At 57.1% G+C, this 21,343-nt stretch carries 16 protein-coding genes; 7 read left to right on the top strand and 9 right to left on the bottom strand.

Going from position 1 to position 21,343, the window contains the following annotated elements; genetic code table 11:
• Positions 1-30: 30 nt before the first annotated feature.
• A complete protein-coding gene (locus tag SH661x_RS05270; protein ID WP_437228735.1) occupies positions 31-519 on the top strand; it encodes a hypothetical protein in 489 nt (162 codons plus the stop codon).
• A 1,125-nt stretch (positions 520-1,644) separates the two neighbouring features.
• On the opposite strand, the gene SH661x_RS05265 is transcribed toward SH661x_RS05270, so the two are convergent.
• On the bottom strand, positions 1,645-3,027 hold the full coding sequence (locus SH661x_RS05265; protein ID WP_437228733.1) for an MATE family efflux transporter: 1,383 nt from the start codon (positions 3,025-3,027) through the stop codon (positions 1,645-1,647).
• 241 nt (positions 3,028-3,268) lie between these two features.
• Here SH661x_RS05265 and SH661x_RS05260 point away from each other — a divergent pair, with 241 nt between their 5' ends.
• Together SH661x_RS05260 and SH661x_RS05255 are read left to right on the top strand one after the other, a co-directional pair.
• A complete protein-coding gene (locus SH661x_RS05260) occupies positions 3,269-3,916 on the top strand; it encodes a sigma-70 family RNA polymerase sigma factor (protein WP_437228731.1) in 648 nt (215 codons plus the stop codon).
• 124 nt (positions 3,917-4,040) lie between these two features.
• Entirely contained in the window at positions 4,041-5,285 is a 1,245-nt protein-coding gene (locus SH661x_RS05255) for a serine/threonine protein kinase (RefSeq protein ID WP_437228729.1), read from the top strand.
• A 570-nt stretch (positions 5,286-5,855) separates the two neighbouring features.
• Here the strand turns inward: SH661x_RS05255 and gyrA are convergent.
• Entirely contained in the window at positions 5,856-8,618 is a 2,763-nt protein-coding gene (gene gyrA, locus SH661x_RS05250) for a DNA gyrase subunit A (protein ID WP_437228727.1), read from the bottom strand.
• Positions 8,619-8,883: 265 nt separating this feature from the next.
• Positions 8,884-11,211 (bottom strand): serine/threonine protein kinase, encoded by a 2,328-nt coding sequence (locus tag SH661x_RS05245; protein ID WP_437228725.1) that lies wholly within the window; start codon positions 11,209-11,211, stop codon positions 8,884-8,886.
• 260 nt (positions 11,212-11,471) lie between these two features.
• On the opposite strand from SH661x_RS05245, the gene SH661x_RS05240 reads away from it, so the two are divergent.
• The 4 genes from SH661x_RS05240 (at position 11,472) to SH661x_RS05225 (ending at position 15,361) form a co-directional block, all read left to right on the top strand.
• Positions 11,472-12,095 carry a hypothetical protein gene (locus SH661x_RS05240; RefSeq protein ID WP_437228723.1) on the top strand — a complete coding sequence of 208 codons (624 nt, stop codon included), beginning with the start codon at positions 11,472-11,474 and terminating at the stop codon, positions 12,093-12,095.
• Positions 12,096-12,215: 120 nt separating this feature from the next.
• Positions 12,216-14,039 (top strand): polysaccharide biosynthesis/export family protein, encoded by a 1,824-nt coding sequence (locus SH661x_RS05235; protein WP_437228721.1) that lies wholly within the window; start codon positions 12,216-12,218, stop codon positions 14,037-14,039.
• 522 nt (positions 14,040-14,561) lie between these two features.
• On the top strand, positions 14,562-14,978 hold the full coding sequence (locus tag SH661x_RS05230) for a hypothetical protein (protein ID WP_437228719.1): 417 nt from the start codon (positions 14,562-14,564) through the stop codon (positions 14,976-14,978).
• 26 nt (positions 14,979-15,004) lie between these two features.
• Positions 15,005-15,361, top strand: a complete 357-nt coding sequence (locus SH661x_RS05225) for a helix-turn-helix domain-containing protein (protein ID WP_437228717.1) — start codon at positions 15,005-15,007, stop codon at positions 15,359-15,361.
• A 380-nt stretch (positions 15,362-15,741) separates the two neighbouring features.
• On the opposite strand, the gene SH661x_RS05220 is transcribed toward SH661x_RS05225, so the two are convergent.
• The 6 genes from SH661x_RS05220 to SH661x_RS05195 form a co-directional block, all read right to left on the bottom strand.
• Complete coding sequence (locus tag SH661x_RS05220; RefSeq protein WP_437228715.1) at positions 15,742-16,803, bottom strand: beta-ketoacyl-ACP synthase III; 1,062 nt, start codon at positions 16,801-16,803, stop codon at positions 15,742-15,744.
• A gap of 279 nt (positions 16,804-17,082) precedes the next feature.
• Positions 17,083-17,715: an acyltransferase family protein gene (locus tag SH661x_RS05215; RefSeq protein ID WP_437228713.1), complete on the bottom strand. Its 633-nt coding sequence runs from the start codon at positions 17,713-17,715 to the stop codon at positions 17,083-17,085.
• 22 nt (positions 17,716-17,737) lie between these two features.
• Positions 17,738-18,952: an ISL3 family transposase gene (locus SH661x_RS05210; RefSeq protein ID WP_437221971.1), complete on the bottom strand. Its 1,215-nt coding sequence runs from the start codon at positions 18,950-18,952 to the stop codon at positions 17,738-17,740.
• Positions 18,953-19,032: 80 nt separating this feature from the next.
• Entirely contained in the window at positions 19,033-19,524 is a 492-nt protein-coding gene (locus SH661x_RS05205; RefSeq protein WP_437228711.1) for an acyltransferase family protein, read from the bottom strand.
• Positions 19,525-19,886: 362 nt separating this feature from the next.
• Complete coding sequence (locus SH661x_RS05200) at positions 19,887-20,519, bottom strand: type III secretion system chaperone (RefSeq protein WP_437228709.1); 633 nt, start codon at positions 20,517-20,519, stop codon at positions 19,887-19,889.
• A 104-nt stretch (positions 20,520-20,623) separates the two neighbouring features.
• On the bottom strand, positions 20,624-21,223 hold the full coding sequence (locus SH661x_RS05195) for a phosphoesterase (RefSeq protein WP_437228707.1): 600 nt from the start codon (positions 21,221-21,223) through the stop codon (positions 20,624-20,626).
• Positions 21,224-21,343 lie beyond the last annotated feature (120 nt).

The following is a 21,343-nucleotide window of genomic DNA, read 5'->3' as shown; positions in this document are numbered from 1 at the left end:
CCGGGGGTGTTTTCATAAAGGAACGTTCCCATGATCGCATTCTCAGAGTCTCCCTGCCCACCCGCGTTCGCAGGCTGCAGCGTAGCGAGCAGCGTTCACAACCGGATCCCGTGCGACGATGTACCAACGCTGCCAGCGTCAGTGCTGGGCAAGTTCACAACGTTCCATGGCGGCATCATCGATAAGACCGACTTCGATGCACTCCCGGAACAAGACCAGCAGCAAATCCATGCAGTGCTGGCAGCCGAGAACCGCGCATTCTTCCTTCAGCCAGCGAGTAAGCACACTCCGGCCCGCTACGTGACAGCTTCAGCGGCCTATCTGGACTGTCCGGAAGTGGCGATTTTCTTTCAGGACCGGAACTCCCATGAATTCGTGATTCCTCACGATGACCATCGAGTCCGGAACTGTGCTGAGATCGGATTCCGGGTCTACAACGCGAAGAACCGGACGGAAGCCAAGCGGATGCTGCGGGACTTCCTGCAGGACATGCTGAGGATCGGCTTTCACGTCTACTGATCGGTGGGCGACAATGGTATTTTGTCCCCCGGGTGGCGTTTGTCGACGCTCCCGGGGGCTTTTTGATTTGACCAATCGGCTCTCTATTCACTGGATCTGGAAACACTATCGCGTTTCGAACGGGGTAAGATTATGGAGAAAACCAAGTCTCAAGCAGCGACTGCTCTTAAGCCGCTCTATTTGCCTGGAGACGTTGCAACAGCCTTGCAGGTGAGCTAAGAGACGGTGATGCGGTGGATACGATCTGGAGAACTGACCGCAGTAAATGTCTCTCGCAATAAAATGAGCCGTGTGAGAACGCTCCGCATTCTGGAAGAAGACCTCCAAGCGTTTCTGGATGAACGTAAAACCTTTGGCCCTCCCACAGAACGCTGGTCTAGACATCGTCGCCGTTTGCCTCGGGACGTTCCAGAGATTGTCAAATGAACGACGACAGTCGATACCGATTCTGAATTTCACTACCCCTTTCTACCACCTTTACTACCACCACTTACCCTCCAACCGCAGAATTCATGCGGTCTGACGAGAACCCACCCGAACCGCATTGAAACCATCTGAAAAACCGCTTAGACTGCATAAATCATGCGGTGAAATGCATGTTGCACGGTCTTCTTTTGGGTGCCTCTTAATCAATTGGTCCAAGGTTCGAGTCCTTGTGGGGGCACTGACGCAAATTTGCGCTGCAACGCATGTTGCCGCAAGCGGTTGCAGTGAATTGAAATGCAGTGATTGGCCCGTTTCGGCTTGCGAGCTGAAGCGGGCCAATCCCGTTTCTGGCCGCACGGGATTTCGCAGCGCCCTGGCGAAGTGATCTTCCGAGGTGGGCAGGGAGTGCTCTCGGGCGACCGCTTCCGAGCTTCCGATCCCGTCGCAGCACTGCTGGCGGCGAAATACCGTTCAGTGCACAGACCCGTTGCGGCTATTCGTCGGTCGCAGCGAAACTGACGCTCGACGCTCTGGGACGTCCCAGCATTTTCGACGGCCGCCGAACTGTTTTTGAGATTCACAACAACGCGATCCGGCAGCCATCATCGGAACTTCCAGCGTGATGACGTCCACGTCTGGATCTGAGTGCCGGGTCCATGAGTTCTTCAATGGACTGCGAGCCCCAGCCTGCATCGCAGATCAGACTTTGATCTTCATCCACCTGCGACGCCAGAACCACCAGGTCGCCAGGACACCTCGCATGAGCATGTCGATGTTCATCCCCATCCACGCCCCCATCAGCCCCATGTCCATCATGATCGCGCAGTAGTAGGCAATGGGGAGCCTGACCAGGTATGTCGTGATCACCGCGCTGGCGAGTGGAAAAACGGTATCGCCCGCCCCGCGCAGCGAGGAACAATAGACGATCGAGAGAATGAGCGGGATCTGAAACAGGCCGACGACCTGAAATGGAAAACTGCCGACATCCCGCACCGCAAGATCCTGATGCATGAGCTCATAGATTCCGCTGGCCCCGAGCGTGAACCACAACGTAATTCCCAGACCGAAGATCGTGCACTGCAGTGCCGCCTCGTTCCCTGCCTCGTAGGCGCGGTCAGGTTTGCCGGCCCCCAGTGACTGCCCGACCATCGTGGCAGCGGCAGCTCCCCAGGCAACTGCTGGCAGGTAGGTCAGTGCTTCCACCCGAATCCCGATGATATGAGCTGCGAACACAGTCTGACCGAGGCCCGCAATGAGCCGCAGGAAGATGACATGCCCGATCCACATCACGATTCCTTCCGCAGCCGCCGGGGCTCCAATCCGCAGGATGCGGCGAATGATGTCACCCCCCAGTCGCAGTTCGTGGGTGTCGAAGGTCAGCCCCTTTTTTCCTCGCCACAGACAGGCCAGGAAGAGGAGCCCGCCCGATGTGCGTGCAATCACCGTCCCGATCACGATGCCGTCCACTCCCAGTTCCGGGAGCGGTCCCCACCCGTAGACCAGCCCCGTCGAGCAGATCACGTTCACCACGTTTACCGCAGCAAACAGCCACATGGGCGTCCGCATGTCTCCGCAACCCCGCAGGGCGGCAGCAATCACCAGACTGACCGAGGCGAAGACCAGGCCGATTGCATCCAGCCTGAGAAACCGTTGGCCGATCTCAGCTGCTCGTCCTTCCAGCCCCATGGTCTCGACCATCAGCCCGGCCGTCGGCAGGACCAGGACGAAAAACAAAAGGCCCATCATCAGCGAGAGCACGACAGACCGATTCGCAATTCGATTGGCTTCGGCATGGTCTCCGCGTCCCCAGGCCCGGGAGATCAATGCGGTGGTCCCGGTGGCGACAAGTGAGAAAATCAGTGTCGCCAGCCACCCGGAATAGGCAGCGACCCCCACTGCGGCGGTCGCGTCTGTCTGGGATTCGCCCGGAAGATGCCCGGACAGCCAGACATCGAAGAACCCCACCAGAAAATTGAGCAGCTGTTCCCCCAGCACCGGTAATGCCAGCAGGAACACGGTCCTGCGCAGCGGCCCTGTGATGAGGGGATTCGGTGAGTCACCAGAGGTTGCTGCAGCGGGCATGATCCAGCTTCGAATTTGAGGAAACTGATTGTAGACGCCCGGTCCCGAACGCACACTCCCGGACGAATCTCCGTCAGGAAACCTGTCGATTTCGCAAGTGGTTTTCGGCGACTGCATTCTGACGAAGAAAGAGCAGACATCCGTCACCGGTTCGGATAAGCTTTTCAAGGGAACCCAGAGATGCATCGCTGGATGATGCGGGAAGTCGAAGGCCGCATCGCACGAGTTGAAGTTTTTCGTAATGACACAGCCTGCCGATGAACTGCCGCTTGAAAGTCTGGTCAACGACGTCATTCATGGCGATCGTCAGGCCCTCGCGCGCCTGTTCGCTCATTACCGGGATCGTCTCGAGCGGATCATCAAATTCCGCATGGACCAGCGGCTTGTCGGCCGGGTCGATCCGGAAGATGTGCTGCAGGAAGCCTATCTGGATGCAGAAAAGCGGATTGAACACTTTCTGCAGGATTCGCCCGAGTCGTTTTTCATCTGGCTGCGACTGGTGGTGAATCAGACACTCATTGACATTCATCGCCGCCACTTGGGAACGCAGTCCCGGGACGCCCGCCGTGACCGCTCGATCTCTGGAGGCTGGGGAGCTGCATCGTCGTCATTTCTCCTCTCCCATCAGTTACTGGGGCGATTCTCTTCCCCCAGCCAGGCAATGGTCCGTCAGGAACTGGCAGAGCAGCTGAACGTCGCTTTGGAAGGGATGGGAGAACTCGACCGGGAAGTGCTGGCATTGCGGCACTTCGAGGAACTCTCCAACAGCGAAACTGCTGGAGCACTGGGGATTTCCGATCAGGCGGCCAGTCTGCGTTACGTGCGGGCCATCGTACGTCTCCGCAAAATCCTTGAAGCGGTGCCGGGATTCAAAGAGAATTTCCGGTAGGGGAAGATTTCAGTCATCAGATTTCAGCTGCCAGCTATGATGAATGAGGCTGGCCCTGAATCTCCGATCTGCGATACTGTAAACAGCCGACTGCTCAAAGTTGACTGCTGACATCTTCCCTGCCATGCCTGATGAATTTCCATCTGCCGAATTCCCTTCTGCGGAGCTGTGCGGCCTGCCACAGCGATCGGACTCGTCCGGTCGGGACCACATGGAAGAGATTGCCTCCGACTATCTGCGTCGATTGCGTTCGGGAGAGCGTCTGGACCTGGAAGCCTTTGCGGCCCAGTTTCCTGCACTCTCGGAAGAACTCAAGGAATTCCTCCCTATGGTGGCCGCCATGGAAGAATGGAAAGTTCAACGGGAATTCAAAGCTGCGCAGCCACCTATCCCCGAACAGATCGAAGTGACACAGCTGGGCGAATACCGGATTATCCGGGAAATCGCCCGCGGCGGCATGGGGGTTGTCTTCGAAGCCGAACAGCCCAACCTCAATCGTCGCGTGGCCGTGAAACTCCTCCCCTGGAAGTTTCCCAAGAAATCGATGCTGGCAGAACAGTTTCAGCGGGAAGCCAGAACCGCCGCCCAGCTCCAGCACCCGAATATCGTTCCCGTCTTCAGCTTTGGCGAACAGGATGAACGGTACTTCTATGCCATGCAGCTCATTCACGGCGTGGGACTCGACAAGCTGATCCAGCGCTGGAGCCGGGACCATGGGATCGTCTCCATGGATGATCTGGTCGCGGAGTATCATCCCTCGGGGCAGCAGCGAGCTCAGGAGAGACGAAGCGGCAGCAAGCGATTGCTCCGGCACGACTCCTGGCTGCAGCTGGGGAAGATCGCCACACAGATCGTTTCCGCCATCCGCTACGCCCATCGCAGCGGAACCCTGCACCGGGACATCAAACCGGGAAACCTGCTGATCGACCTGCAGGGCAAAGTCTGGATCACCGATTTTGGACTGGCGATGGCCCAGGAGAAGCTGTTGTCCGAATCCGGAGGACCATTGTCCGGAACGCTGCGGTACATGGCCCCGGAACAGTTCCTGCGAATGGGGGATGAACGGAGCGACCTGTACGCCTTCGGAGCCACTCTCTATGAGCTTTGTACGCTGCAACCTGCCTTCGATGGGAAGACCCGTTCGCAGCTGATTGAAGCGATCGAAAAAGGAAACGTCACTCCACCACGAGCGATCAAAAAAGAGATTCCCGTGCAACTGGAGCGGATCATCCTGAAGTGCCTGAGCCACGACCGCGACAAACGCTATTACACGTGCGACCAGCTGTACGCGGATCTTCTGCGGTTCCTGAACACCGCCGAGTCATCCCGAAAAACCAGCTGGTGGCAGCGCCTCACCGGTCGGGGATAGGCGATCAGAATTTGCTGTCCGAATCGGTCTCGATGATCCAAGGGATTTCGATCGAACGCTTGGTTTCAGAGGATAGTTACCTTCTAGAAGTGGCATGGGACGCAGCCGAAACAGATATCAATTACAGCAAATTGGGGTCGGCGATAAGTAAGGCAAAAAAAATTTGCTTCTTGGTTTCAAATAAGTGTATGATCCTAGCCTATTCAATCCCAACTTCGGGCTTGATAGATTTCTCAACCAGGAGGCTCTATGACAGTCGTTAGGTTGTAACCTTGGAATTCTCATTCCACCTGAATGGTGGATTCAGAATTCACGGCGCGGAAAAGGAAAAACAAGACGAAAAAGTAAAAGGGCTTTTCCGTAGCCGTCTTGAACTTGCAACACTTTCGTTCAAGTGCAGCTATTGGTTCCTTAAAAGTCTCTGGATCATTTTGATGATCTGGATGACTGTAAAACCGCTGATTGAGTGAAGTTGAGAAATGAGCCACACGGAAAATTATTCCGTGTGGCTCTCTTCAGTTGTGAAGTCATTGCAAGTCTCGTGTGGAGCGTCAGTGTCAGGGGATAACGCTAGACCTCTTCGACCGATGCTCCAACTTCTGCATCGTCCACCACTTCGGCCGGGATGCGGGCGATGCCGACCAGTTTGTCGTCTTCATCCATTCGCATCACGCGGACACCCTGCGTGTTTCGTCCGATGACGTTAATGTCCGCGGTGCGGATGCGCTGGATCTTTCCGGACGAAGACATCAGCAGGATGTCATCGCCATCCGCAACAGCCAGAACGCCGACCACGGAACCGTTGCGGCTGGTGGTCTTGATGTCGCGGAGACCTTTGCCGCCGCGACGCTGACGACGGTATCGCATGTTGCTGGCAGACGATGGAGATGCTTCATCACTTTCAGACTCGTCCGATGCGCCCTCTTCGGCGACGACATCATCCGACGGGATTGCTGCATCATCAACAGGTTCGCCCCCGCTGACGACGTCGAGGTCGGCACGGCCAAACGGAGTTCGTTTTCCGTATCCGCGTTCGCAAACGGTCAGCAGAGTCATCTCTTCATCCGCGACAACCATCCCGACAACCCGGTCCGACTTCCCGAGCGAAATCCCCTTCACCCCGCGGGTGTTTCGGCCCATCGGGCGTGCATCAGACTCGGAGAAGCGGATCGTCATCCCGATGGCGGTGCTGAGGACCACATCCTGACCGGCGGCAACTTTCACCACATCGATCAGCTCATCCCCTTCTTCGAGTTTGATGGCGATGATGCCCCCCTTCATGGGGCGGCTGTACGCAGAGAGAACGGTTTTCTTCACGATCCCCTGCTGTGTTGCCATCAACAGGAAGTGTTGATCGTCGAACTCACGAACGTCGATGCAGTCCTGGACCCGTTCACCTTCTGCCAGATTCAGCAGATTGACGAGTGCCCTCCCCTTGGCTGTGCGGGCGGCCAGCGGGAGATCGTAGACTTTCTGCCAGAAGACCTTGCCGAAGTTGGTGAAGAACAACAGCCAGCTGTGAGTGCTGGAGACGAACAGATGTTCGATCGGATCTTCATCATCCGCCTTGGCCCCTTTGATCCCCTTGCCCCCCCGGTTCTGGGCCTGGTACATCGAGAGCGGGGTTCGCTTGATGTATCCACGCTGCGAGAGCGTGACGACCATGGGCTCTTCGGTGATCAATTCGCCGCGATCGACGTCGGTCAGCTCCTCATCGCTGATTTCCGTCCGGCGCGGAGAAGAGTACTTCGCCTGCAGGGCATCCATCTCACCACGGATCTCCGCGCGGATGTGAGCGATGTCAGAAAGCAGGTGCAGATAACCGGCAATGTCCGCGAGCAGCTTGGCATGCTCGCCCTGCAAATTTTCGCGTTCGAGATTGGCCAGCGAGCCCAGCTGCATGCTGACGATCGCTTCGGACTGATTGACCGAGAGCGAATAGTTCGGATGTGTTCCGTACTCGGACAGGAACATCTCGAACCCTTGCTCGCCCAGTGCCCGGGCGATCAGTTCAGCAGGGACTTCGATCTGCTGCAGGCGGATTTTGGCTTCGGCTCGACTGGGTGAAGAGCGGATGGTCTTGATGATCTGATCGATATCGATCTGGGCGATCAGCAGACCTTCGACGGTGTGTTTGCGGCGTCGGGCTTCCTGCAGCAGGAATTCGGTCCGACGGCGAATCACTTCTTCCCGGTGACGGATGAACTCTTCCACCATCTGGCGGATGTTCAGAGTCTGCGGGCGGTTCCCCACGAGTGCCAGCAGGATCACGGAAACCGTGGTCTGCAGCGGGGAATACTTATAAAGCTGGTTAAGCACGATCTCGCGATCGGCATCCCGTTTGAGGTAAATGTGCAGGCGGACCTGCCAGCTGGGGGTCTTGCGGTCGGTGTAGTCGACAACGCGGGAGATCCCCTCGATCTTGTCGTCTTTAATCAGTTCTTCGAGCTTGGACTTGATGCGGTCGCGCGAGTCGAGATAAGGGATCTCGCGGACGACGATCACTTCAGTGTTCTTCTCGGTTTCAAACTCCACTTTAGCGCGGAGCGTGAGTGTCGAGCGTCCTGTCCGATATCCCTGCAGAATGCCATAGCGTCCGCAGATGACGCCGCCGGTCGGGAAGTCCGGACCGGGGAGGACGTTCATGATCTCTTCGATGCTGGCATCGGGATTATCGATGACGAGTTTGACCGCTTCGGCCACTTCCGCGAGATTGTGCGGGGGAATGCTGGTCGCCATCCCCACGGCGATCCCCTGAGAACCGTTCACCAGCAGGTTCGGGTACCGCGAGGGGAGAACGACCGGTTCTTCGTTTCGCTGGTCATAGGTCGGAACGAAATTCACCGTCTGACGGTCAAGATCGTCCAGCATCTCGGCGGCTGCTGACGAGAGGCGGGCTTCGGTATATCGCATGGCCGCCGGACCAAGTCCGGCGATGGAGCCGAAGTTCCCCTGTTTATCGATGAGAGTTTCGCGCATGACCCAGTCCTGGGCCAGTCGAACCAGCGTGGGGTAGATCACCCCTTCCCCGTGCGGGTGATAGTTTCCCGAGGTGTCCCCGGAGATCTTCGCGCACTTGATTCGTCCGGATGCAGGACCGAGATTCAGGTCGTTCATGGCGACCAGAATTCGTCGTTGAGCAGGCTTTAAACCATCGCGCACATCCGGCAGAGCACGGCTCACAATGACCGACATGGCGTAGGTGAGATAGCTTTGCTGCATCTCTTCGCCGATGTCCAGATCTTCGATGCGGCCATCTCCGATCAGGGTGCCGTCGCCGTCAAAAGGTTCATCGGGAGGAGTGGAATCTGCGGGGGTGGATCCGTTCGACAAAGAATTGCGCTCCTCAAAAAATCAACGCTGGCAAGCAGCGTTTTCAGGGGCCCGAAATGAACCCCGCACGAAACATGTAACCCATTTGCAAAAAAGAGGTTACAACACACCGACGACAAGGGTTTCCCCTCTCCCGGATTGTACCTGATTCCCACGCTGACAACAACGCTCGCAGGCCCCCTTTCAACGCATCAGCACAAGGCAGCAAACGTCGTTCAGACATCAGGTTAAAGTGACTTCCGACCAGCGGATTCGAGCACCGGACTCAGGGGAGTCGGGAAGCATCAACACCCGGCAGCCGACTCGAAGAAAGGACCGGAACCGCGTCGAGAATCAGACGCTCCGCGCCGCGCGAATCTGGATCGGGTTCGAAATGGAAGTCCCCCGTCAGCAGGCCGTCGACCGGCAGTTCTTCGCTATTCAGTTCCCTGAAAGAATTCGGCAGACTCCCCCGCACTCCCGCCAGTTTCATCCCAACTTCCACAATCAGCCCCTGGGCAGCGACTTCAACATGCGATTGCCACAAGGCAGCATCCTGTTCCGTTGCGACCTCGATCAGCGGTGCCCCACCGGTCATCTGAACCACGCTGTCGGCACCCTGCAGCGAAAGGCGTCCCGACTGCTGAAGGCTCTGTCCGGTCGGCATTCTCACGAGCGGACCACACTCCTGCATCGTACAGGCGTTCATGACGAACGGGACCCGCAGGCCCGCGGCAGGGCCCTGGGGGAGACTGAGAACGCTGGCGACCTGCTGAATCAGGACATTCTCCAGCAATCCCGCTCCCAGCGGCATCTCCATCTCCAGGAAATGCGACGCCGCTGTGATTGTGGAATCGTGAAGCACGAACCTACCAGATCCAGAAGCTGTCCCCTGCGGTGGCGACCACTTCACGAGACTGACGCCCGCAGTTCCGGTGCTCCAGTCGAGTGAACTGTGCGTCACCGTCAAAGTCTGGGCCCGGACGATGACAGGTGACTTGTCCCCAACTCCGGAATCGACGGCGTCGACTATCAGACGGACGTTCTCAAGGCGAATGTTGTCAGCTTCGAGCGTCAGAGGGCTGTGCCGGACATGCACGACCGCCGGGCGTTCCCGCTCACCCCGGAGGGTCAGGCTTTCGCCCGCGATGACTTCGGAGGCAATGTACTCCTGATCTCCCGCGAGCTGAACAACCCCTTCTGCGTCAGGGCTGGGGAGAGAAGCCAGACCGGAGTCGACAGGGATCTCGGAAGCGGAAGAAGAGGGAAAGGGCAACGCTTCGGACGCTGTGCGGGTCAGATTGTCCGGAACCGCGCCCATTTGCGTCGGTGCCCCGGAAGCCTCGACAGGACGTCCATCCATAGGAGGAGTTGCCGAGAGTTCCTTCACTGTTGAAGTTGAGACGTTCACCGCTGCCGAGAGCTTCGATAGTCCCGACCAGCCCAGCTTGTCCCTGTTCCACGCTGCTGCAACCAGCCCGACGCTCAACAGAACCGCCCCTGCCAGTGCGGGGACGCGGGAGCGACTCTGGGACCGGGTCACCTGTCGCGGGGCTGCCGATTCGAACTCGTGCAAGAACCGCTGCAGCCGCGAGCGATTCCAGTTCGAACCGCCGCCGAGCATCTGCCGGACTTCACTGCACGTCTGAGGCCGCCGGTGAACCTCCCGGGCGGTCATGTTTCGAATGAGCTGTGCAAGAGACTCTGATACATCCGGCGCCAGTGTTCGGACGTCAGGAATCTGTCGAGTGCGGTGTGCGGTCCACTTCGCCAAAGGATCCGCTACAGCATACGGCGGGCGTCCGGTCAGCAGATGCCAGAGCACGCAGCCAAGAGCATAGACGTCACTGGTGGCGGTCGCCCGCCTGGAGGCGTCTCCACGTTCAGGCGCCAGGCCATCATAGGCATCCAGCGGCAGTCGGCTGTGAATATTGATCTCCGGAGAGACCGCATCCAGCAGTCCCCAGTTCAGGAGTCCAATGTCACCACGATGAGAGAGCCACAGGTTCGCCACCCGCAGGTCACCATGCACAGCAAAGGTCTCGGTCATCTGAAGTTGTCGCAGCACTTCCTGTGCGATTCCGCGGACCACCGGTTCGGGGAAACGTCCGCGACGCACCAGAAGTTTTGCCAGAGACTCTCCTGGCTGATGCGATGCCAGAAGGAAGAGACTTCCCCGCTCCAGAATCGCATCGAACGGAATCGCTGGAAACTGTTCACGGCAGGTGGCCAGACTCTGAATCGTTTTCAGCATCCGCAGGGCTGATGCCTCCCCTCCCTGCGGAGAACAGGTCATCCGGGAGATCAGAAATTTTTCGCGTCGTCCGGGAGCCCCCGCTTCAAAGAGACTCAGGAGCGGGTCGAGATGGATGGGTCGCTGCAGGACGAACTTCCGACCGATGACGAGTTCGTCACCTCGATCCGCTTCAAGCTGCCGGGCCTGATACTGCGTGATCTTCCCAGCATGAACCAGCGCATCAATCCACACGCTGTCGGTCCCGGGGAGTCCGCGAGCCAGTTTTCGCGCGCGGGGGCTGCAGCGACGCAGGTCGGCAGCGGTCGCCAGACCCAGCGCGCCCAGTTGCTGCGCGAGAGCTTGTGAAGGGGGTTCCATATCCGGTTGTCCGTCCAGACAAAACGTCTGGAAATGAAGCAAGCGAGGGAGTTATGGCAGAATCTGCCGATTTCTGACAACACCAGTTCCCCGCGACACGAAACTCGTGGAAGACCTGGTAAACGGGGCAGGACAAATGAACTTTGTTCAGCCAATCTCAGCTCGGGCCGTCGTTTCATGGGGCCGGGGTTCCCCCCTATGCCGATAACCCCTGACAGCCCCCAGTCCGAAACGACTGAGGGTCGAGAACTCCCATTTTCATGCCCATGACTTCGAACGCCTGTCGAACCATGCGTCTGCCTCCATTACTCCTGATACTCGTGACAGCGGGGTGCAGCACCTTCGGCGTTGGCAAGAGTTGCCAGCCGGAAGCGAACTGCCCGTGCAATGAAGAGTGTCAGGGCGCCACGGAGTGTGAACCCTGCCAGGACTGTGAGAGCTGCGGGCACTCCGGCTTGAATGCGTGGCTGTGCCGGCACGGATGGTTCTGCCACGGCCGACATCCGCACTACCACCGTATTCCCGACAACATTGTCACCAAGAGCCAAGCCCGCTGTCAGGCCCAGAAAGATCTTCGCAAGTACGATCATGACCAGTGCGTCTCGTGCGACTACCGGCTCGGATACGAACAGGCGTACGTCGACGTCGCTATGGGCTCCTGCGGTGACGTCCCGGCACTCCCCCCAGCAAACTACTGGAAAGCCTGCGACAGAACTCCTCAGGGTCATCGCAAAGCCCAGCAATGGTTCTCCGGATACGCAGCAGGGGCCGCCCGGGCCAAAGCCTTTTACGAACCGTACAACGAAGTGGCACATTCCCCGACCGACGCAAACGTCTGGGACAAATCGATCCCCGAGGGGATGCAGCCGCGACAACAGTATTAGTCAGAGTCCAGTGAGGTGGGAAACCTGTTTCGCACGGAAGCGAAATCGGCAGACCCGAAATCAGTCCGTTTGATGCAGTTTTCAGGGCCCGCGAGGGGCACATCTTCCACGGAAGGTAAGATGAGCATTCGATCTTCAATCCAATGGACACTTCGGCAGCTCCGCTCCCGCCTGATCTGGGGAGCGTGTTGTGGGAGCCTGCTTTCCACACTCGCGACCGGGTGTACAGCACTGCATCCTCTCCGTGGCATTCCCGCATCGTATCTGCCGGATCATTTCGAGGGCCCCTCCCGCGACAACAAGCGGACCATCGACCTGAGCCTTCTGGTCCGCACACCGCCCGATCAGCACCGCGTGGCTGCCGGCGACGTGCTCTCGATCTATATCCCGCGTGTTCTTGGAAGCCAGAGCACCGAGGTCAGTGCAGTCGGACTCGAGCCTCCGATCAACATGCCCGCCTCCATCGAAGATCCACCGACGGTCGGATACCCCATTCAGGTCCGGGACGACAACACCATCGCTCTGCCGCAGATCCCTCCCCTGCCCGTGGGTGGGATGACGCTGCACGAAGTCGAACTCGCCATCCGCAAGGCCTACTCCGTTGATCATCACATTCTGAATCCCGATGAAGCAATGGTGCTGGTGAGCCTGCAACGGTCCCGCATCTATCGGGTTCTGGTCGTTCGACAGGAAGCCAACACAACACTCACCACATCCAGCTCAGCAGGTTCGGTGAACATCGGCACGACGGGCAAAGGCACCGCCCGGACTGTGACGCTCAAAGCGTACGAAAACGATGTGCTGCACGCTCTTTCTCAAGGAGAAGGGGTCGACGGCCTCCCCGGCCTGAACGCCGAAAACGTCATCTACATCATCCGTCGCCGTCCACGCGGACTCAGCAATATCAGCTGCCCGCCGCAAATGATGGGCCCCGGGCAGATGATGGGACCGGGGCAAATGGTCCCTGCGGTCGAACCTCAGGGGATGCCGCCGTTGATGCCCACAACGTCTCACCGGCCGGCCCCTCCGACGAATCATCCGGGCGGAGTGATTCAGCAGGTCAGCTACGAAAAGCCTGTCGTCAATCCGCAGCCCTACGGCGGCTACCGTGGAGGGAACGAAGCTCCTTCTCACTCCATGGCCAGGGCTGCAACCCCTTCAGGAAACTCCGGCCACTCCTCAGCGGGAGTGGTGGTCCCTGCGCAGTACAACAACAATCCGCAGGTTATGCAGGCTCAGTACGCGGAGTCGCAGTACACACAGCAGTATCCTCAGAACATTCCCGCGCTGCCGCCGGAAGCTCAGGGACACTCGTGGGGAACTTTGCCTCCTGCTCCAGTCCCCGAGCCGACACCAGCGATGGTCGACCTCGGATGGAATTCGATGCTGGCCAACTTCGATCCGACGATCGATAACCCGAACATCATCCGCATCCCGATTCGACTCGGCCCCGGCGAACAGCCGCATATCACCGAAGAGATGATCACGCTGCACGATGGGGATATCGTCTTCATCGATTCCCGCGAGACGGAAGTGTTTTACACCGCTGGCCTGCTGGGTGGCGGCCAATACACCCTGCCGCGTGACTACGACCTGGGCGTGCTGGAGGCAGTGTCGATCGCTGAAGGCCGTTCGGTCGGTGGAGGGGGCGGCGGCAGCATGAGCTCTTCGGTCGGGGGCGTTTCCGCACTGAATCATGACATCGTGAACAGTGCCAGCCGACTGGCGATCCTCCGAACCCTGCCCAACGGGAAGCGGATCACGATCGAAGTCGACCTGCACAAGGCGATGCGCTACCAGCAGGAGAACATCCGCATCCAGCCTGGGGACATCCTGTTCCTGGAATACACAATGCCCGAAGCGATCTGCGCCTTCACCCAGCGATTCCTGCTGGAAGGAGCCCTGTTCAGCCTGGCCGCGAGCCAGTTCCAGTCAAACCGGTAAACAGCCCGCAGGTAAACCAGCGTAATTTCCACGCATCACAGCAAACCGAAACTCCGGTGGCACAGACATTTTTGTCTGTGCCATTTTTTTTTGGAGGCGCAGAATTTCACCCAACAAAGTGGCTGAGGCTCGTTGAAAGCTTTCGAACGAAGAACGAGGGCGACGAAGCCAGAACCTTGGCAAAGGATGAGCGAGACAGCCCCAGAACTTCAAAGTGGGTGTCATGACCGAACGAAGTTCTGGGGCTATCGAGTCTTTCCCAAAGGATGAGTGGTACCGCGCCCCAGCCACCCTGCCGGAACCTGCGGTCAGTCGTCTTCTGAAACGAAATGAACCGGTCAGAATATTTCTACTTGCCTCTACGGTTGCATTGTAAGTTCTACCAGAGCGAACATTCTGAGAGTTTCCCGCTTCATATTCGCTTGCGGCAAACTGCTCCCCCCGATAAAGTCCTTGACTCTACCATTGAATGGGATAGACTAATGACGAGGCGCACGATGCGACGATCAAGGAATATCCCTCATGAAACGGCAGCTTGTTTCAGCCATTTTGGCGTACCCTAGCCATTTACCAGAACCCGTGGATCTACTCCATTTCATTGAATTGAAGCCATTTACCCGGGCTTGGTCATCAATGAAGCTCGGGGATGATTCTCTTGCCGGGGTCCAAGCTGAAATCATGGCAAACCCAAAGCTTTTTCCGGTGGTGAAGGGGACGGGAGGGCTTCGCAAAATGCGTTTCTCCCCTGATGACTGGCAGACAGGCAAAAGCGGCGCTCTGCGGATTTGTTACGTTTATTTTGAGGAATTTCACATTGTCACTTTGAATCTTGTCTACCCCAAGACGGAACGTCTTGACCTGACATCCGAGGAGAAAAAGGTTGTCAGCGAGTTTATTGATCGGCAACGGATTGCCTTCTCGAAAGGAAGTTACAACTAGTCGATTTTTGCCTAGGAAGTAGTCATATGAAAAGCAACAGCTCCAAAAAGCGACTGGCTTCGGATCTCATCGAAGGAATGCAGGAATTGACTGAGGCCCTGGAGGCTTCTTCTGCGATTTCCGATCGGTTCACCGTGCGAACGATCAAGTTAAAATTGAAGCCCATTCACTATTCTCCGCAGGACGTGGTAAACGCGAGAAAACTTCTGGGAGCCAGTCAGGCAATCTTCGCAGAGTTTTTCGGAACAAGTGTCAAAACTGTCCAGGCATGGGAGCAAGGGACGAACCCCCCGTCCGGGCCGGCGGCAAGGCTGATGGAGGAAATCCGACGCAACCCCAAGTTCTTCCGTAAACGCCTGACCGAGATGGCTGAGACTGTCTGATAGGTTCGTTGCCCAAAGAAGTGAGCCGGCCCGGATATCCCCGCAGCCGGCTCAGATTGTTTTCAGACGACTGGCCCCACCGTCCCATCTGCCGGGCAATCTCCATCGCCTCAGAGCGAGTCCCATTTCTGTGCAGCAGCAGGGTGGGTGAGGCGAGCACAGATCCGCAAATTGAGAGGCGAGTGGCGACGAAGTCAAAATCTTCGCAAAGGATGAGCGAAACAGCCCCAGAACTTCAAAGTGGCTATCCGGCACGAGTGAATCCTGGGGCTATCGAGTCCTCCCCAAAGGACGAGTGGTACCGCGCCCGAGCCACCCTGCCGACCGTAGCATCACTTGAGCGACCGGCGAAGTTCCTGAGACCCGCAATCGCACTTGTTCTACCAGCGGAACAGGCCTGTGCCCCAGGTGAGGCCGGCTCCGAAGCCGCACATCAGCACGGTGTCCCCACGCTGAATCCGACCTTCCTGCGAGGCTTCATCCAGCACGATGGGAATCGACGCGCCCGAAGTGTTGCCGTACTTATGAAGGTTGTTGTAGAGCTTCTCCGGAGGAATGCCCAGCTGCTCAGCAGCTGCGTTGATAATCCGGATATTCGCCTGATGGAGGAGAAACAGGGAGACGTCGTGCACCGTCATGCCGCTCTTCTCCAGCACCAGTTCAATGGTGTCGGTGAGCATGCGGACAGCCCATTTGAAGACGCTGCGGCCATCCATTCGCAGGTAATGGCCTCCCGAAGACAGAATCTCCGGCGTAAGCGGATTCTTTGTGCCGCCTCCCGGGCGATCCAGCAAGGGGCCGCCGCTGCCGTCAGAGCCGAGCTGATAGCAGATCAACCCCTGATGAGGCGACCCCCGGGTGATCAGGACTGCCCCTGCCCCGTCTCCGAAGAGTGGATACGTGCGCTGATCGCCGGGATTGACGATGCGGCTGTTGAGATCCGCACCGACAGCCAGGGCGTATTTCGCGTTCCCCGTCGCCACGAACTGGGCCGCTGTGACCATGGAATACATGAATCCGGCACAGGCGGCAGCGGTGTCGAAGGCGGGGCAGTCGAGCCCGAGCTTGTCCTGAACCAGGCAGGCGGTTGAGGGACACGGGAAGTCTGGAGTGAATGTCCCGACGACGAGCAGATCGACCTGCTGCGGGTCGATCTCGGCAGCACGGATGGCACGCAGGGAAGCTTCCACACACATGTCGCTGGTCGCCATCTCAGCAGGGGCATGACGACGTTCGAGAATGCCCGTCCGCTGAACGATCCATTCGGCATCGCAGCCGTACTGCTGGTTCAGCATCTCATTGGTGACAACGGGTTCAGGCAGGTAAGAGCCGGAGCCGGCGATCTGAACACCAAGCAGTGAGCTGGTACGGCGCGTGAACAATGTTCGTTCAGTCCCTGGGTCAGTCGATTTTGCGAAGCTGCGATCTGCAATTGTCGCCACGCCAAAAACTCCTTGTTGGCGAACGATTGATTTTGGCTGGTTCATCAATCAGCACGATTGAGTTCCCCGGGCAACGTGCGGAACTTCGCAGATTGCCCTGAACGGGTGTGCACCGTGCGTCTTGATTCAAAACCCTTTAATAAGGATATCGCTGAGAGTTCGGAAGAGCTAGTGCAGCTTGATTTTCTGGAAATGCGGACACGAAATGGCTTTGTGTTTTCGCAAAATTGCCGGCGAGGTTGAGAAGTCGGAGCGTCGTCGATTCCGTCGATCCAAGTTTCAACGGCCGTAAAGGAAGGCAATTTTCTTTGGAAGGTAGCGATCCAGCAAAACTGTGATCGCAATTGGAACAGCGATTCCAAGAAAAAGGCTCAGGAACACGTTCACACCAATATTCACTCGCAGGATTTGCGAGAAGAGGATCCTGGCCAGGGCTTGAGGAAACCAGCTCAGTAGGTAGATCTGGAAACTGTACCGGCCTAGAAATTGAAAAAATCGATTGTCTCCCAAAGGGGTCAGACAGATCGAATACACCCAAGCAATGCCGACTGCGGCAAGTGGCAGAGCAGTTGGCGGAAAATTTTTAGCTCCTGCAGCAAACGCTGTAACTGAGACGATCAGCAGGCCAATGGAAAGCAAAGCTGCGAGGTTTCGCGGCGTTCCGCTCAAGTTGCGTTGCAGCAGCAGTCCCATATAAAAGTAGATCGAGTATTGCAGCACTCCGCTGATGTTGAGCCATCTCAAAGGGGAATCCGGATCCTGAGGAGGTCGAACCAAGATGTAAATCGCAGACAGTAAAACGATTCCGACCATTGCAGACACACGCGTCTTAAGCAATCGCTGGAAAATCGGCAGCAGCGTATATATCAGAAAGAGAGTAGGTAAAAACCAGAAAAAGATAATTGGGTTCATCCGGGAGATAGGGGTGTTGTCGTTAACCGACGATCTCGAAGCGGGTGGTATGCAGGGACAGGATGCGGAGCTGGAACAGTTCCAGGTTGCGGTAGCCATAGGCTCGCCGCTGCAGCAGCTTGATCTTGTTGTTCACCCCTTCCAGCGGACCGGTCGAAATCGGGTGATGATACCAGGCCAACAGCCCACTGCGGTGTCCCTGTAACGTCCGGGCGAACTGCTGCAGGATGCGAATGCCCGAGGTCTGGGCTCGCCTGCACCAGTCTTCCAGGAACTCCATTGCATCACCCCAGGTCTCCTGCTCCCAGAACATCCGCAGCTCATCCTTCAAGTAGTAGGCAATCGCCAGCGGTTGGTTGAGCTGCAAGGCTTCCTTCAGCCGAAGGTGCTCTCCTTTTGAATGATCCAGGCTCTCCGGGTTCTTCAAGAGCAGCCAGCGGGTCCCTTTGAGCACCTGTCTTCCCAATGGGCCTTCCGCTTCATGAAACAGCTCCCGACGCAGTTGCGTCAGCTTCTCATTCAGCAGCTTCATGATGTGAAATCGATCAAACACCAAAGACGCATCTGGCAGGTTCTCCAGCACCGCACTGATGTACGCGGGCGACATGTCGGTGGCCACCGCCTGCACCTGGGCACGAGAGGATGTCAGCCGTTTCCAGAATGGCTTGAGAGCATCAGCTCCTTTTCCCTTGCCGACGAAAACCACCGCTCCACTCTCCAGGTCCAGCACCAGCGTGATGAAGCGGTGCTTCTTTCCGACATGGATTTCATCAATGGCAATTCGCTTGAGGTGCTTGAGCCTCGGTTTGGAGAAGTGCTTTCGTAGTCGCTGCTTTTGAATGTCGTTGGCCAGGTCCCAGGAGATCCCCAGATGTCGACCAACATCCTGCGGCGTCATGAACGTGAGCAGTTCCATGACGTATCGCTGAAAGCTTCGGGTGTGACGCCGCTTGACCTGAGCGAACGTGACTTCCACCCGTCGTCTGAGCGAACAGCGTTGGCACTGCACCTTGGGAACATCCATTTCAATGAAGACCGGCCTCAGACCGATGGAGACGGTCCTCCACATGCGCGGAAACCGCTCGATGACGTGGACACGCCCGTGCCCGCAGGCCGGGCATCGCAGCTTCTCCCGGGGGAGTTCGATGCTCACGATCATCTCCCCCTGCTCAAACCGTGTGGACAAATATCGATAGCCCCGCACGCCGAGTGCGTGGTACAACAGACAACTGGACATGCTGAGTTCTTCCTTCAGGAATTGCGTAAGACACAACCCCTGATCAGACCAGCATGTCCAACTTTTTCAACCAAACACCCCTATCTGCCGGATGAACCGATAATTGTGTTATCCCAGGGGATCAGCAATTGCTTAATGTAGCTCGTAATCGATGGAGCAATTGGACGGTTTGCGAAACTCGATAAGATCACTTTTACAGGATAAGCGAGTGACGAAATCACAAAGTACGGAACTAGAAGTCGCAGTGATTTATCTATGACCAGCTCGCGGTAAGACCTCTGTTTTCTTTTTGAAAATTCCTGATAGTTCCATCCCGACAAAAACATAAACAGGGGCATATGGAACGAGTAGATCCACCCAATCACACAAAGAAAAGCCGCATATGCGGGGACGGTCTCAAACAGCTCTGCTTCTCTCTGGGGCAGAACGCCTTTACTGTGTCCTAAAGCCACAAGAAAGATTCCAAATCCAGCAACTGAAAGATTGAAGGTTGCCAGTGACTTGGGACGGGGGCTCAAAGTTGCCGAACACGCTGAGATCTCTGCCGGTTGTGGTTCCTGGACGATAGACATCAATTTCTGCCCCGGCAATTGATCGATGGCGGTTCAATCCATGGTAGCTTCGAAGAATTGAGGTGGGTTGTCAATTCCCGTATTTGTATCGAGGGATGAATCTATTTAGAAATTCCCGGGAGCTTCCGACCGACAGATTGCAAGACAGCGTTCCTAATCAAAACAGTCGAGCCGCAACTTCCTCGGGCCGCCCGTCTCGAGGGGCAATCCGTGAAAGTTGCGGCTGCGAACCGAGGCATCGCCCCCGGCAATTGATCTCTGGTTCACCCCCTGTTACAGGGAGTGTGGCGGCGGTTCGGAGGGAATTTCAGCTCGAAAGCTGTGTTGTCGCCTCCGGAACGCCACACATTTGTGAATTTGCACTAGCGGCGAACCGGCTGCTCGAACTTCGAGTCGTTGGCAGCGGATCGGGCCGGTGTTTCACTGGCTGTCGGAGTGGCAGCCGAACCGACCGGAGCGGTCGGTGTTCCGTTCCAGTTTGCCGTACTCCAGATCGGATAGGTTTCGACAACGCTGGTCCCCAGGTCCTGGAGCGACACCCGGAGCTTCGCGGATGTCAGCCCTTCGTTGGGAATTGTCCGCTGCAGAACAAACCGGCGATTCGAGGGAATGTAGGCAAAGAACTTGCCGTCACCCAGTTGATCGTTCTGGGCCAGCAGACGCAGCAGGGCTGTGCGAGGAACGTCGTTGGAGGCCTTGGGAAGTTCATCCAGCCAAGCCATCAACCAGACGGTGCCGCCATCGTGGCTCAAAACGGCCGACATGGAAAGTTCCCACTGCTGGTCTTCCATTTGAGCCTGGAAGGCGAAATCGTATCGTTTTTCCTTCTTGGTGACCTGAAGCCCCAGTGCGCCAATGAGCTGGCCGAGCTGATCCTCGTTGAGCTTCGAGGCGGCAGCCTGATCCTGGGCACGGGCAGACTGGATGGCCAGTCCCGTCGGGACCGCACCTGCAACAGCACCCAGCAACATTGTACGGCGATTGAAATTTGTCATGGCGGACATTCCTTTGTCTGTCGATGACCGAAAGACGGCCCACGGCAACGCAGCCGGCGTCCCCTCTCCAAGGAGGCGGACATGGTCGTCTGGATTTCGGAGTTTCACAGGAATTCGAAACAGATCTGCGACCACGTTTCGAACTGGTCTCGATCTTTGGCAAGCTGTGACGGTTTTTCGAATCCTGTGTTCATAATCGACTTTTCCCGTGGGAGAACTTTGGGCGCTTCCAGGTCAAAAATATGAACTATTCCCAAATGCACTTTTCCCACATCGGTCAGGTCGTCGTTGATCAGAGCGACACATTTCTCCGTAAACCCTGACTCTAAAACTACTTCCTCCTGAATTTCCCGTTCCATGGCCACTTTGTAGACGGAACTGCCGGAAAATTGATCTTCAGCGGAAATGTGTCCCCCGATGCCGAGTGACCGCTTGCTGTGCAACCGGCTTTCCCCCTGCTCTTTCCCCCGGGAGTAGTAAAAGACCTTCCCGTCGTGTCGGAAAATGCAGTAGGGAATCAGCTGCTTGAAGCTGGGGTCCTGCTCCACTTCATGTCGGGGGCGGTAACTGACGTAACTGGGGTCGAGCAGAGTGTCCAGGTAACGCTGTGTATCCGTAGTGAACCCCTGGAAGTGCCCCAGCTCGTGAAAAAGGAGCGTCGGCACGACCAGGACATGTTCGACGGCGGTTTGTTCGGTTGTCATTGAAAACTCACAACGAGTTAATGCGGGCTGATGCGGAAAACGAGGAAGCACTCAGGCAACGTGGGAATCAAAATAGGCTTTTACCGCGAAGACGCCAAGAACGCGAAGGGATCCAGACCG

Origin of the sequence: Planctomicrobium stercoris (assembly GCF_051465655.1) — a bacterium.
Classification (GTDB): Bacteria; Planctomycetota; Planctomycetia; order Planctomycetales; family Planctomycetaceae; genus Planctomicrobium.
Note: the sequence above shows the minus strand (reverse complement) of the source record. Positions and strands in the feature narration are given on the sequence as shown.